Source organism: Peptoniphilus sp. Marseille-Q6390, from assembly GCF_965119475.1.
Map to the genome: position 1 here is coordinate 283,910 of NZ_CBCPLS010000002.1, position 14,553 is coordinate 298,462.

Below are 14,553 nucleotides of genomic sequence, written 5' to 3' on the forward strand. Positions count from 1 at the left end.
AATTATTTATACTTAAAAGATGAGTACTTAACAAAATGATCCTTGCTCTTTGCTCCAAGACTAATTTCAAATTCGCTTGTGGAGTCAAAGCCCTTGGATGTTAAAGTTTTTGCAACTTCGAATTCCTTTTCATAAGGAAAGACTTCAGATTTTTCTCCTTGGTCAATCTTAATATAAGGAGTGTAAGTTAGCTTGCCATTGTACTTAGCAGAAGTTGGTAGGACTTCTACAATATTTTCAGACTTAACATAAATTGATTCGCCACTAAGCTTGCCTTCTTCAGCTGTTGCAAGTACTTCGTTTTTAATATTAGCAAGAAATTTCGAAATGTCAAGAAGAGGGTCCTTTAAAATGTCTAAGTTCTTTTCTTCATAGTCAGTTGCGTAGTCAACAATTTTTACATCGACTTGGTGGTTGACAAGGGAGCGACCAGGAATTGATTTTGAATCAATTAGGACAGAATTATTTTTTTCGTCAAAGTTGACGTCAAATCCAATTGTCTTGCCAAGTTGTCTCAATTGAAAATAATTGTAGCCGTCAATTGTGTAGACGCTAAAGGAATGTCTAACTCCATTTACAAATACCTTGTGAGTTGATTCTTTTATTTCGCTGTCGCTGTCCTTTAAAGCTACTAGATCATTTTCAGTTTTCTTGTAGTCAGACTTGCTCGTAATCATAACAGCTTCTCTGTCATTGTCGTAAGAAACATTAAACTCAGCGTCCTTTCCATCAAGTAGTGCTGCAATGTCTCTTAACTTAAAGTAGTTGTTGTCATTAATGTTGTAGCCCTTAACGCCAGTATCCTTTCCATCCACGTAGACGCTTTGACTAGAAACTTTTGCACCAGCAAAAACATTTGTAATTAAAACAAGGGATGTAAGCCCTATAGATATTATTTTTTTCATAACATGACCTCCTAGGTCTATTGTATTTTAAAAGATTGCCCTCGACAAGCCTAAATATTTACCCTATAATTTAATATGGTGATTTTATGAGTAACTTACTTATGGGTTTTAATATTGTATCGCCCGTTTTTATAGTTTTGCTACTTGGATATTTTGCAAAACAAAAAGGATACATTGACAACAACTTCGTAGACAAGGGAACCTGGATAGTCTTTTACATGGCCTTGCCCTTTAAATTATTTTATGACATAAAGAATGCAAGGATTGAGTCCCTTCATCCAAAATATGTTGCCTATATTCTTTTGGGAGTTATTTTTATAATTTTTATTTCTCTTATAATAGGTAAGTCTATGAGTATCAAAGACAGGAGAAAATTATCTGCCTTCGTTCACTGTGCCTATAGGTCCAACTTCGTTTACGTTGGCTTTCCCATTTTAGACATAATTTATAATGGAGCTCCTTCAATGGAACACATGATAGTAATAATTGCCTTTGGACTTACTCTTTATAACATAGCTGCTATAGTCCTCTTGACTTATTATTCTGAGTCAGAAGACAAGTCAATTTCTATTTCTAATATTCTTATAAAAATTATTAAGAACCCAATGATTGCTGGTGTAGTCTTTGGTGCAATATTTAACTTCTTAAACCTACCAGTCTATCAAGGAGTGGATAAGGCGATAGAAATGGTGGCAAAGATTTCAACACCAATGTCCCTTATATTAATTGGGGCAAGTCTAAACTTTGAATCATCAAGGTCAGACTTTAAGATCATGTTCACATCAGCCTTTATAAAGACAGTTTTAGCTCCGCTTATTCTTATACCAGTGGGAGTTAAGCTAGGATTTACAAATATGGAGCTGGGAATAGCCTATGTGTTTTGGGCAACTCCATGCGCAGCCAACTGCTTTATCTTTACAAAGCAGATGAAGTCAGATCATGAATTTGCTTCAAAGGTAATAACTCTTTCTTTTATCATGAGTATTATTACTTATCCTGTAGGCATATCCCTAATGAACTATTTTAATTTGTTGCACTAAAAAATTTTAAGTGCTATAATCTAATCTACAAAATGTAAATAATACCTTATTGAGAGTGGTGGAGTGAATGGGCACTGTGAAACCCGGCAACCTAGTTGGTGCTAAATCCCACAGATTTTTATCTGGAAGATGAGGTTTAATGGTCCTCACTTTTTGCGTGGGGATTTTTTTATGGATTAAAATTTTATATGACTTTATAAATTTGACCAAATAGAAAAGAAAAAATAAATTCATACATTAAATCAAGGTATTTAAAATGGAGGAAAGAAACAAAATGAAAAAATGGCAATTTAGTTCAGAGTCCGTTACAGAAGGACATCCTGACAAAGTTTGTGACCAAATATCAGATGCCATCTTAGATAAGATTTTGGCGGAAGATAAAAATGCGAGAGTGGCATGCGAAACTATGGCATCCACAGGAATGATAGTTATAACTGGAGAAATCTCAACAGAAACTTATGTGGATTTTGAAAAAACTGCAAGAGAAGTCCTAGAAGATATTGGATACAACAGGGCAAAATTTGGTTTCGATGGAAGAACTTGTGCAGTCCTATCTGCAATCAAGGAACAATCTTCTGACATAGCCATGGGTGTCGACAGGTTCAAGGAAGATGGAGTAGATGAACTTGACTCCTTTGGAGCAGGGGACCAAGGTATTATGTTTGGCTTTGCTTGCAACGAAACTGAAGAGTTGATGCCACTTCCAATTTCACTTGCTCATAAGTTATCAAGAAGATTAACTGAAGTAAGAAAAGATGGAACTCTTGACTACCTAAGACCAGATGGCAAGACTCAAGTTACAGTTGAGTATGAAGAAGACAAGCCTGTAAGACTTAAGAATGTTGTAGTATCATCTCAACACGCTCCAAATGTTTCTATGGAACAAATTAGAGAAGACATCATTAGAGAAGTTGTTGAAAAAGTTGTGCCAGCAGAATTTATCGACAAGGACACAGAATTTTTCATCAATCCAACTGGCAGATTTGTTATTGGTGGACCAATGGCTGACGCTGGACTTACTGGTAGAAAAATAATTGTTGATACCTACGGCGGCTTTGGAAGACATGGCGGTGGAGCTTTCTCTGGAAAGGATCCAACAAAGGTTGACAGGTCTGGTGCCTACTACGCAAGATACATTGCAAAAAATCTTGTTGCAGCAGGACTTGCAGATAAAGTTGAAATTGGACTTGCCTATGCAATTGGTATTGCAAGACCAACTTCAGTTTATGTAGAAACTTTTGGAACTGGTAAACTTTCTCATGAAGAAATCGAAAAAATTATTATGGAAAACTTCGACATGAGACCAGCTGCAATTATTCGTGACCTTGACTTACTAAGACCAATTTATAGACAAACTGCATCCTATGGTCACTTTGGTAGAAATGACTTAGACCTTCCTTGGGAAAGAACAGATAGGGTAGAAGATTTAAAGAAGTATCTAAAATAAGCCTGCGTTAAAAATTAAATTTCGGGTAAGATAGGATTAGTTGTTAAAAAATACTAACTTAGTATGCTATAATTAAAGAGTAAATTTATTTTTAGAGTCAAGAAGAGGATGGTTATGAAGAAAACTTTTAATTATTTTAGAGCGAACCCATGTGGAAATATAACAGGCTTTGTTGTAGCTCCTGTTTATCCAGGATATAGAAAGGCTTATACAGACTGTATTATTGAACAAATAGATAAGGATGTTGAACAAGTTGGATTTATTTCTCCAGCCTATGAAGGTGCACCTCTTAGGATGGACATGATGGGTGGAGAATTTTGTGCCAACGCAACAAGAGCTTATGGACTTTACTCTGCAGGCTTCTATGACACTGATGGACTTGTTGATATTGAAGTTTATGTAAGTGGTCATAAAGGAACAACTGATGTAATTGCAGATGTTAAAAATCAAAAGGCCTATGTTGCCCTTGATGGTCCTATTGAAAGAGAAAACTTGACAATAGCTGGCAAGGACTGCACTCTTATTAAACTTCATGGAATTAGTCACTTAGTTGTTGAAGCTGAAGAAGACAGAGAATTTGTAGACAAGGCTCTTGAAGTCCTTAAAAAGGATTACAAGGATGATGCCTATGGAGTTCTTTTCTTCAACAAGGAAAAGCTTGAAATGATTCCTTACGTTTATGTAGAAGGTTCTGAAACTTTATTTAGAGAAGGCTCTTGTGGATCAGGCACTGTAGCTGTAGTTAATTATCTTGAAAGCGACATTGATAAGCTTGATGAAGATTACAAGATTGCAATTAAGAACCCGGCAGGAGAACTTGAAGTTTTTGTTTATGAATTTGAAGACGGTAAAAAATTCTGCGTTGGTGGCAAGGTTGAACTTTCTGAAGTAGAAAAGAAATCTATTGAGATTCCACAAGACGTGGCTCTAGCAGTTATAGCTGAGCACGATAAGATCGTGGAAGAACACAAAAAGAAAATGGCTGAAGAAGAAAATCAAGAGCCAGTTGATGAAAACGACCTAACAGATGAAGAACTTAAAATAATGAGAGATAAATTTGGATTTGATTAATCCTTATGAGGAGGGGGTAACCCCTCTTTTTTTTATGCAAAAATTTAAAATTTAAAGGACTTGAAAAATAAAATTATTAATTGCTAAAAATATTTTTCTATTGCATGGGAAAAAATTTTTTTATTAACAAAGACAGAGATATAATTAAAATTTTTTATAAACAAGTAGACTTTATGTGTATAATGTTAGCAGGTGATTAGAATGATAAATGTTGTTGGACTTGGATCCACTTCTTCAAGAGACCTTACCCTTGAAGCAGTAAAAATTATGAAAAATGGAATTAAAAATTTTTTGAGGACTGACAGGCATGAAGCCCTTTCTTTTTTTGAGGAAAATAAAATAGCTTACCAGTCCTTTGACTACTTGTACGATGAGATGGAAAGCTTCGACCAAGTTTATAATAAAATTGTAGAAATATTAATAGAAGAATCTAAGAATGAGGACATAAATTATTTTGTGCCAGGTACTCCCCTAGTTGCAGAAAAAACTGTGAGGCTCTTAATAGATAAGAAGGAAGACATAAATATTGTAAATGGAATTTCTTTTATTGAACCAGTTCTTGCAGGAGTTGGACGAGATGCCGTCGATGGACTTTTGTTTTTAGATTCCGATGCAAAGAAGTTTGACTTTGACACAAGGCGTGACACCCTAATAACTCAGGTCTATAACAAGAGAATTGCATCAGACCTATCACTTCTTCTTCAAGAAGTCTATAGCGAAGAGGACATGGCTTATGTAATTACCAACGCAGGTCTTGATGATGAGATTGTAAAGAAGGTGGAAATTTATAAACTGCCAAGACTTGATGACTACAATCACCAGTCCTGTATCTACATCCCAAGGACAAGTGGCAAAAATTTTCAAATGATTATGGACCAGATAGAAAATATTTTAGAAGACAAGGACCTTTACTTAGATGATGAAAATTTTTATAAGCTTAAAAATCTTTTAATAGAGAAATCTAAGGGGATTTCCATGGACTATGAAGATGAAATTGACACTTTAATCCTGTCTTTATTTATGCTTTTCTTAAAGGAAAGAGAAGGTTTAGTGGATTTTCGTGAAATATTTGATGAAATCTATAAAAAATTGGATAAAATAGCGATTTTTTTAAAATAAATGTAGAAAATAAAGTGAACTTAGGTTATAATTGTAACAGTCTTAGCAATAAAGCCCTAAGAAGTCTTGTATATCAAAGACTTACAAGGCTTTGTAACTAAGGAAAGACTATAGAAAATTCTTCAAGGAGGATATAAAATGAACAAATCAGAATTAGTAGCAAGCATTGCAGAAAAATCAGGTCTTACTAAAAAAGACGCTGAACAAGCTTTAAACGGATTTATTTCTTCAGTTCAAGAAGCTCTTGCAGACGGAGAAAAAGTTCAATTAGTTGGATTTGGAACTTTCGAAGTAAGACAAAGAAAAGCTAGAGAAGGAAGAAACCCTAGAAATCCAGAAGAAGTTATTAAGATTCCTGCATCTAAAGCTCCAGTTTTCAGATCAGGTAAAGCTCTTAAAGAAGCTGTTAATAAGTAAGAAAAGAGAAGGCAAGGCCTTCTTTTTTTATGCTCAAATTTTGTCTAAGTATTGATATTTTCTTCTCTATTTGATATATTCATTAATGGAGAGGATTATGAGATTAGATAAATTTTTAAAAAACTCAAGACTTATAAAAAGAAGAACTCTAGCAAAGGAAGCTTGCGAAAAGGGCCTTGTCGAAATTAACGACAAGCTTGCCAAACCATCAGATTCTGTTAACATTGATGACATTATTTCACTCCAACTTGGCGAGAGAAAAATTAGAGTCAAGGTTAAGGATATTTCTGATGTGAATTCCAAGAAGGATGCAGAGACTCTTTATGATAGGATAGATTAATTGAGGATAATAATCTAATTGTATATAGGTGGGAGAGACTTATGAAGGTAAAAAGAAGAAGATTTCCCTTGGCTCTTGCCATTATAATTATAGGGTCTGTACTTTTTGGCTCAGTAAAAATTGGCAAGTCAATATCTCTAAGAAATCAAAAACTTGAGATTATTTCTGCCAACAATAGAGAAATTTCTAATTTAAAACTTGAAATAGATAATCTGAATTCTGAACTAGAAAATTCTTCCTCTACTGATTTTATTGAAAAGGTAGCGAGAGAAGATTTGGGCATGGTTAAACCAAGAGAAGTTATCTATGTTGACAAGAACAAGGATAAGACTACAAATACTGATAAGGGTATTTAAAATAAAATTTAGGAGGAAGTTATGGATTTATCGCCAGGCGATATAGTTGAAGGTGTAGTTACTAAGGTTGCTAAATTTGGAGCCTTTGTAGATTTAGAAGATGGCAAAAGTGGTCTAGTACATATTTCTGAAATTGCAGACACTTTTGTTAAGGATATAAATAATCACATTTCTGAAGGTGATGAGGTTAAAGTCAAGGTTCTTAGCATTGATGAAAAGGGAAAGATTGCCCTTTCAATTAAGGATGCCATTGAGAAAAAAGAAGAGCCTAAGGATGAAAAAGTAGACCAAAGATTCGAAGACATCTTGAGCAAGTTCCTCAAGGAAAGCAATACAAAGCTTGACGAAGCTAGAGCAAGATACAATCAAAAGACAAAGAAGAAGAATTCTAGAAATTAGTAGTGGTAACTATCTTTTGATAGTTTGCCACTTTTTTATTTTAATTTTTATTTTAATTATGGATAAGATATTTTACGAGAACTTAAAAAAACTAAATATAATAAAAAAATCTGACAAGCTAAGTCTTGGTGTATCTGGTGGAGCAGACTCCATGTATCTTTTTTATAATTTTATGGATTTAAAAGAAGAATGGGACCTTGATATAATAGTTTGTCACCTAAATCATGGCATAAGAGAGACTGCCAAGAGAGATGAGGAATTTGTAAAAAAATCTTGCCAAGCTTATGGAATAAAATTTATAAGCAAGACAGTGAACATGGATGAATTTGCAAGAAAAGAAAAAATTTCATCTGAAGAGGCTGGAAGGATTTTAAGGTATGAATTCTTTAGAGAAAACTCTCAAGGGAGGAAGATTTTAACAGCCCACAATGCCAATGACAGGGCAGAGACAGCCCTTTTTAATATTATGAGGGGGACAGGCCTAAAGGGTCTTTCTGGCATCTCTCATGTCAATAAAGACGTCTATAGACCTCTTATAAATATTAAGAGGGAGGAGATCGAAGACTATCTTCACAAGAATAAGCTCCAGTACTTTGATGACGAGACAAACTTTGAAGAAATCTACACTAGAAATAAAATTAGGCTGGGACTTATTCCACAACTTAAAAAATTCAATCCAGATATAATAAATTCTCTTCTTAGACTTTCTGAAAACGCAGAAGAAGCTAATGACTTTATAGGAGAAATTCTAGAAGAAAATTATAATAATTGCTTAGGAGATAATTTTTTAATTCCCTCTGAAATAAAAAAATTAAAAAAGTTTATAGGTCAAGAAGTAATAAAAAAATACTTAGAAGAAAATTTTTATGGTGAAAATATTTTAAGTAGGTCCAACATACTTGCTATCTATGACCTATGCCTTGGCGACTCTGGAAGACAAATTGATCTTGGCAAAAATATTTCTGCAAGAAGGTCCTATGACAAGATTTATATCGAAGAAGTTATTGACCAAGATGAGAAAACAAGCAAGGATTTAGTGCTTGGAAGAAACACAACTGACTTTGGAGAAATTTTCATCTCAAGAGATGAGAAAGAAAGTCATGAGGATTCCTTTATAAAAGTAATAGACTGTGATAAAATAAAGGGTAGTCTTAACATAAGGAAGAGAGCCCCAGGAGATAGATTTAAGCCACTGGGTATGAAAAATAATAAAAAGCTAAAGAATTATTTTATTGATAGAAAAGTTGACAGGCTTTTAAGAGATGAAATAGGACTTGTATGTGATAATGAAAAAATCATCTACATACTTGGGATGGATATCTCAGAAGATGTTAAGGTTGATAAAAACACAAAAAACAAACTCATTTTGGAGGTTAGGAATGTCAGATATTAAAGAAGTTCTTTATTCTGAAGAAGAAATCAGAGATAAAGTTAAAGAACTTGGGGAAAGAATAACAGAGGACTACAAGGGTAAAAATTTATTCTTGCTTGGAATCTTAAAGGGATGTGTTCCCTTTATGGCAGATATTATGAGAAGTATTGACTTAGAGCTTGAATACGACTTTATGGATGTTTCCAGCTACCAAGGCACAAGGTCCATGGGTGAAGTTAGGATCCTAAAGGATATTTCAACATCAATAGTTGATAAGGATATTTTAATCGTCGAAGACATAATTGATACAGGTGTGACTCTTTCTTATTTGACTAAAATTTTAAAGTCAAGGGGAGCAAGGTCTATAGAAATTGTAACTATGCTTTCAAAACCATCTAGGAGAAAGGTTGAACTGCCTGTTAAATACAATGGATATGAAATAGATGACCACTTTGTAATTGGTTATGGAATGGACTACAACGAGAGATTCAGAGGACTTCCTTACATTGGAATACTAGATGAGTCTGTCTATTCTAATAGTGAGGAGTGATATTATTGAATAAAAAATTTGGAGGAGCAGGATTTTATATTGTCCTGATTCTTGTATTAATACTGTCTATTAGATTTTTTGGACCACCAGCAAATGTTGTGGAAGAAAAATCTTTTACAGAGTTTGTGACGGAACTTGAAAAGGACGATGTAAAGTCTGTAAACTTACAAAATGGAATTGACTCCATTGCCAGCGTTAAACTAAAAAATGGCGACACTTTTAGGACTGTAATCCCACAAGAGGCAGCAGATACCTTCTATAAGGACTACTTAAAGGAAAAATCTGATGCAGGAACTATCAACGTAGTTTCAAGCCCAACTAAGCAAACTTCTTTCTTAGTTGAGTGGATTCCAACTCTTCTTATGTTTGCCTTTATTGTTTTCTTCTGGTACAAGATGATGCAACAAGCTGGTGGCGGAGGAAAGATGAACTCCTTCGGTAAGAGCAAGGCAAAACTAATTAACAAAGAAGATGGGAAAAACCTAGTTAAGTTTAAAGATGTTGCTGGCTTGGAAGAAGAAAAGGAAGAGCTTTCAGAAATAGTTGACTTCTTAAAAGATCCTAAGAAATTTATAAATATGGGAGCTAGGATCCCTAAGGGAGTCCTACTTGTAGGTCCTCCAGGAACTGGTAAAACTTATCTTTCAAAGGCTGTTGCCGGCGAAGCAGGAGTTCCTTTCTTTATAATGAGTGGATCTGACTTCGTTGAAATGTTTGTTGGTGTTGGTGCTTCAAGAGTGAGAGACCTTTTTGAATCTGCAAAGAAAAACGCACCTTGTATAATTTTCATTGACGAAATTGATGCAGTGGGAAGAAAAAGAGGAGCAGGTCTTGGCGGTGGCCATGACGAAAGAGAGCAAACTCTTAACCAACTTCTTGTAGAGATGGATGGCTTTGGAACTAACGAAGGAGTTATAGTTATGGCTGCAACAAATAGAGCAGACATACTTGACCCAGCGATATTAAGACCAGGAAGATTTGACAGGACAGTTTATGTTGGCAAGCCAGACGTTCGTGCAAGAAAGGCAATTCTTGAAATTCATTCTAGGGGAAAGAAGCTTGCAGATGATGTAAACCTTGAAGTAATTGCAAAGAGGACTCCAGGCTTTACTCCAGCAGATCTTGAAAACCTAATGAACGAATCAGCTCTACTTGCTGCAAGACGTGGCGAAAATGCAATTTCTATGGAAGATGTTGATGAAGCATCAATAAAGGTCCAAGCAGGTCCTGCAAAGAAGTCTCGTGTTGTTTCAGAAAAGGAAAGAAAGCTCACAGCAGTTCACGAATCTGGACACGCAATTGTATCAAGACTTCTTCCAGAAGAAGATCCTGTTCACATGATTACAATTATTCCAAGAGGAATGGCTGGTGGATTCACTGCCTACCTTCCTGAAGATGATGTTTCTTTCATGACAAAGAAGAAGATGGAAGCTTCTATTGTTTCTCTTCTTGGAGGAAGAGTTGCCGAGTCTCTTGTGCTTGACGACATTTCAACTGGTGCATCCAATGACATTGAGAGAGCTACAAAGATTGCTCGTTCCATGGTAACCCACTATGGAATGAGTGAGAAGCTTGGAACAATTAATTACGACTCATCAGAAAATGAAGTCTTCATAGGAAGGGATCTTGGACGTTCAAGGGATTATTCTGAAAGAACTGCAGCAGAAATTGATGATGAAGTTACAAGAATTATAAACGAGGCTTATACAAAGTGTAAGGAACTTTTAAGCGATAACTTAGACAAGTTGCTTGCCCTTTCTGATGCCCTTTTAGAAAAGGAAACAATTTACTCTAAGGATTTTGAAAAGATCTTTAATGGCGAAAAGCTTGATGAAGAATCAATTGACCTCGAAGATACAATAAATGAAGAAGACTTATCTGATGAAGCAAAGGAACTTATCCATAAGAATGATAAGTTAGATGAAACAGATAAGAAAAATTCAGAAGACGATAAAAGTTTATAAGCATATAAAAAAAGCTCCGAGAGGGGCTTTTTTGTTTTGTCTATTTTTAATAGTGATGGCATTAGAGAGTTTGAATTATGTGTAATAGATTTTAAATTTTAAAATTATTATTTGATTAAGTAGGCAAAATAATTTATTTTAATCTAAGTCAACCTTATAAGTGAGAATCTAAAATTGAAATTTTAAAACATAAACTTTGAAATTTAATAACAAATAATGAAAACTTAGGAAGGTATTTAAGAAAAGTTAATAAGAAATAAATAGAGGATTTAAAGTTAAAAATATTTTATAGAGATTGTTCGCGAATAAAATATGATTAAAAATTAAAATTTTAAATAAAATATGTAGTTAAAAATTTGCAATAAAAAAACTGGAGTCATGCTCCAGTTTTTTAAGCCTCATTATTAAGAATTGACTTAGAAGATTTTTTCTTCTTTTTACTTGGTTTGTTGCTGTTGTTTTCGTTGTTTGATGATTTCTTTTTTCTCTTCTTCTTGTCACTATTATTGTTGTTATTATTATTGTTATTATTGTCCTTCTTCTTTTCCCTTTTCTTTTCTTCAGAAGCTCTGTAGAAGCTGTACTTGTTAACGTAGTGAGGCTTAGTTCCTTCGGCAAAGATTTCTCTTCTACCACCTGAATACTTAGTGTAGATACCTTCAGGTTCTTCAAACTTCTTGCTGTCAAGATCTTGGTGAACAGATCTCATAATTTGCTTCCATAGATAAGCTGATTGAGTTGATCCAAAGGCAAGCTTTTGGTTCTTGTCGTTACCAATCCAAACTGAACAAGTGTAGTAAGGAGTGTAACCAACGAACCAAACGTCTTTCTTGTCAGTAGTTGTACCAGTCTTGCCGGCAACTTCTTGACCAGGGAAGGAAGCATTTCTACCTGTACCACGTCTTACAACATCCTTTAGCATATCAGTCAAGATGTAAGCATTTTGTGGTGTAGTAACTTCTTTCTCTTTAGGGTCAACTTGGTAAATTACATCACCAGTGTTTGATTCGATTTTTGTAATTACATAAGGGTTGGCATACTTTCCTTCGTTGGCAATTGCAGTGAAGGCTCCAGCCATCTCAAAAGGACTTATTCCATAACTCATGCCGCCAAGTGTAAGAGGAGCATAGTCTATGTCATTCCATGTAGGATTGTCCTTCTTCTCAACTATTGTAGAAACTCCAATTGATTTTAAAGTATCCACCATTTTATTAAGAGACTCTTCGTCGTTGTAGGCCTTAGAATAAGTTGAATTCTTATTAACTTTAGCATCCTTGTCAGCAGAAATATCTCTGGCAACTTGGTAGGCACCAACATTTGATGATTGACGAAGAAGGTTTCTTATAGTTGTCCAGCCTTGGTAATAGTTACCAGCGTTCTTAGGTGAGTGGCCAAATAATTTTTCTGGCATCTTTTGGTCTAGGTAAACATCGCCAGCAGTTGCTCCGTTGTTAAGGGCTGTTAGGTAAACTGAAATAGGCTTAATTGATGATCCAGGTTGTCTTGGAACAAGAGCCCTGTTTAAAAGTCTACCACCACTTACATTTCTACCACCAACAAGGGCCTTAACTTCGTGAGTTTTTTGGTCGATGATGACAGATGCAACTTGTGGTTGGATGATTCCATTCTTGTCTGTGAAGCCGCCATAATAATATTTTGGATTGGAAACAACTTCTTCAAGTGTCCTTTGCATATTTATATCCATTGGAGTATAAATCTTTAGACCTCCATTAAAGAGTTTGTTTGCAGCTTCTTCCTTTGAATAACCTGATTCTGTTAAAATTTTTATAGCATTCTTTTGAACAACATCTGTATAGAAAGAAGAAATTCCACTTTCCTTACGAGAGCCAATGTTGATTTCAATTTTTTCGTTTAAAGCCTTGTCGTGATCTTCTTTACTGATTAGTCCTTGAGCAAGCATCCTCTTTAACACAAGTCTTTGTCTTTCTTGAGAAGTTTCATTAAAGACAGCCTTAACAGGAACTAGCATGTTGTTTTGAATTTGAATTAAATCAAAATTATCAATTTGTCCAAGCTCATTTAAGTTCTTGGCAATTTCTATAATTCTCTCAGAGTTTGGCTCAGAGTTTTCATTCTTTGGAAGAAGAACGACTTCAATATTTCCTAAGTCATCTGAGTCTTCTATCTCTTGAGTATTGTAGGGAGTGTACTTTTCTGGAAGGTTTGTTACACCAGCTATAAGGGCACACTCAGCAAGGTCAAGCTCTGATACGTCCTTGTTAAAGAAAGTTTTTGCAGCAGCTTGGACTCCCACAGTTCCCTTGGAGAAGCCTGCAGAGTTTAAGTAAGCTTCAAGGATTTGCTCCTTAGAAAGTTTTTCTTCTATTTGATAGGAATAGTAGACGTCAGTTATTTTTCTCACTACACTTTTTGAGAAGGAAGTGTACAAGTTTTTGGCAAGCTGCATAGTTATAGTTGATGCACCTTGTTCAAAAGACCTAGTTTTTAGGTCGTGAACTATAGCGCCAGCCACTCTCTTGTAGTCAACTCCGCTGTGTTCAAAAAACCTTTCGTCTTCTATTGCCACAATGGCATTTACTAAGTTCTTAGGTATGTCCTCGTAGGGAACGAACTCACTAAACTGATCAGATATAAGTGATTCAATTAGCTTTCCATCACTTGAATAGATCCTTGAAGTTTCAGAAAGTTGAGATCTATATTCTGATGGATCTATTACAGGAGCTTTTTTAAAAATACCTAACACAATTGATGTGACAAGCGAGCCTAAAATAATAATTGCAGCCGCAACAATTAAGAGAAGTATTTTTATTACGCTTGAAAGTTTTATCATTCCACGAGGTTTATTGTTTCTATTGTCTTTCATAACAACCTCCTATTTTGTTATTATATCAGAATTTTAAGCATATAACTATAAATATAAATGAAAAAACCTCGCCATGAAGCGAGGATCTTTCAAAAATTATTCTATTAATTATGAGCTAAATTATTTCATGGCCTTTAAAATTCTTGGAGCAATAATAGCAGCTACTAGAGCCTTTGCCATGTCAGGAATAATAAAAGGAATCATTCCAACAGTGAAGACCTTTGATATGTCCATTGGGTTGCCCATGACTACATTTAAGATGTAGTACATGTAAGGAAGTCCAAGTGCATAGAAGATAACTTCTGCAAGAACTAAGACTACCATAATTTTTCCAAAGTTTTTTTCACCGTGAGCAAACTTGGATATAAATGCTGCTCCAATTATAAAGGCAATTAGAAAACCAAAGCTTGGTTTTAATACTGATTGGATGCCTCCAGTGAAGCCGGCAAAAATTGGAATACCAATTAGACCAAGTAGGACGTAAATAAAAACTGTAAGTCCTGCGTAAAAGGGTGTAAGTAAAAGTCCAGTCATAAATACAAAAAAGTTTTGTAGTGTAAAGGGAACTGGTCCAATGGGAATAGAAATAAAAGCTCCCACTGCTATAAGTGCTACTAAAAGTGCAATTTTTGTTATGTCTTTTGTTTGAATTTTCATTTTCAACCTCCAGAGATATCTTACATAATGTTCACCTTATTGTCAATATGGTTAACCTAAATATTTTGGCA

At 34.8% G+C, this 14,553-nt stretch carries 14 protein-coding genes and 1 riboswitch; of the genes, 11 read left to right on the plus strand and 3 right to left on the minus strand.

Annotation, left to right across the window (positions count from 1 at the left end; all coding sequences use genetic code 11):
- Nucleotides 1-2: 2 nt before the first annotated feature.
- Nucleotides 3-905 carry a hypothetical protein gene (locus tag ACWPVO_RS07295; RefSeq protein ID WP_454207514.1) on the minus strand — a complete coding sequence of 301 codons (903 nt, stop codon included), beginning with the start codon at nucleotides 903-905 and terminating at the stop codon, nucleotides 3-5.
- An 86-nt stretch (nucleotides 906-991) separates the two neighbouring features.
- Here ACWPVO_RS07295 and ACWPVO_RS07300 point away from each other — a divergent pair, with 86 nt between their 5' ends.
- The 11 genes from ACWPVO_RS07300 to ftsH all read left to right on the plus strand — a co-directional run bounded on the left by ACWPVO_RS07300 (nucleotide 992) and on the right by ftsH (nucleotide 10,980).
- Complete coding sequence (locus tag ACWPVO_RS07300; RefSeq protein ID WP_148465719.1) at nucleotides 992-1,945, plus strand: AEC family transporter; 954 nt, start codon at nucleotides 992-994, stop codon at nucleotides 1,943-1,945.
- 43 nt (nucleotides 1,946-1,988) lie between these two features.
- A riboswitch (SAM riboswitch) is annotated at nucleotides 1,989-2,081 on the plus strand.
- Between the two features lie 138 nt (nucleotides 2,082-2,219).
- Nucleotides 2,220-3,392, plus strand: coding sequence for a methionine adenosyltransferase (gene metK / locus ACWPVO_RS07305; protein WP_195445381.1), 1,173 nt, complete (start codon nucleotides 2,220-2,222; stop codon nucleotides 3,390-3,392).
- 114 nt (nucleotides 3,393-3,506) lie between these two features.
- A complete protein-coding gene (locus ACWPVO_RS07310) occupies nucleotides 3,507-4,463 on the plus strand; it encodes a hypothetical protein (RefSeq protein WP_005957944.1) in 957 nt (318 codons plus the stop codon).
- A 201-nt stretch (nucleotides 4,464-4,664) separates the two neighbouring features.
- Complete coding sequence (locus tag ACWPVO_RS07315; protein WP_454207517.1) at nucleotides 4,665-5,582, plus strand: SAM-dependent methyltransferase; 918 nt, start codon at nucleotides 4,665-4,667, stop codon at nucleotides 5,580-5,582.
- 138 nt (nucleotides 5,583-5,720) lie between these two features.
- Complete coding sequence (locus ACWPVO_RS07320; RefSeq protein WP_005957971.1) at nucleotides 5,721-5,999, plus strand: HU family DNA-binding protein; 279 nt, start codon at nucleotides 5,721-5,723, stop codon at nucleotides 5,997-5,999.
- A gap of 97 nt (nucleotides 6,000-6,096) precedes the next feature.
- Nucleotides 6,097-6,339: an RNA-binding S4 domain-containing protein gene (locus tag ACWPVO_RS07325; RefSeq protein ID WP_282925333.1), complete on the plus strand. Its 243-nt coding sequence runs from the start codon at nucleotides 6,097-6,099 to the stop codon at nucleotides 6,337-6,339.
- 41 nt (nucleotides 6,340-6,380) lie between these two features.
- Nucleotides 6,381-6,695: an FtsB family cell division protein gene (locus ACWPVO_RS07330; RefSeq protein ID WP_005957995.1), complete on the plus strand. Its 315-nt coding sequence runs from the start codon at nucleotides 6,381-6,383 to the stop codon at nucleotides 6,693-6,695.
- A 21-nt stretch (nucleotides 6,696-6,716) separates the two neighbouring features.
- The gene (locus ACWPVO_RS07335; RefSeq protein ID WP_005958005.1) at nucleotides 6,717-7,094 is read left to right on the plus strand and encodes a S1 RNA-binding domain-containing protein; all 378 of its coding nucleotides are present in this window, start codon (nucleotides 6,717-6,719) and stop codon (nucleotides 7,092-7,094) included.
- 58 nt (nucleotides 7,095-7,152) lie between these two features.
- Nucleotides 7,153-8,487 (plus strand): tRNA lysidine(34) synthetase TilS, encoded by a 1,335-nt coding sequence (tilS, locus tag ACWPVO_RS07340; RefSeq protein WP_454207520.1) that lies wholly within the window; start codon nucleotides 7,153-7,155, stop codon nucleotides 8,485-8,487.
- On the plus strand, nucleotides 8,474-9,016 hold the full coding sequence (gene hpt / locus ACWPVO_RS07345) for a hypoxanthine phosphoribosyltransferase (RefSeq protein ID WP_412277645.1): 543 nt from the start codon (nucleotides 8,474-8,476) through the stop codon (nucleotides 9,014-9,016). Before tilS ends, hpt begins: the two co-directional genes overlap by 14 nt.
- A gap of 5 nt (nucleotides 9,017-9,021) precedes the next feature.
- On the plus strand, nucleotides 9,022-10,980 hold the full coding sequence (ftsH, locus tag ACWPVO_RS07350; RefSeq protein ID WP_454207522.1) for an ATP-dependent zinc metalloprotease FtsH: 1,959 nt from the start codon (nucleotides 9,022-9,024) through the stop codon (nucleotides 10,978-10,980).
- Nucleotides 10,981-11,371: 391 nt separating this feature from the next.
- Here the strand turns inward: ftsH and ACWPVO_RS07355 are convergent, their stop codons facing one another.
- Nucleotides 11,372-13,825, minus strand: coding sequence for a transglycosylase domain-containing protein (locus tag ACWPVO_RS07355; protein WP_454207524.1), 2,454 nt, complete (start codon nucleotides 13,823-13,825; stop codon nucleotides 11,372-11,374).
- Between the two features lie 120 nt (nucleotides 13,826-13,945).
- Nucleotides 13,946-14,482 carry a biotin transporter BioY gene (locus ACWPVO_RS07360; RefSeq protein WP_060799769.1) on the minus strand — a complete coding sequence of 179 codons (537 nt, stop codon included), beginning with the start codon at nucleotides 14,480-14,482 and terminating at the stop codon, nucleotides 13,946-13,948.
- Nucleotides 14,483-14,553: the final 71 nt, after the last annotated feature.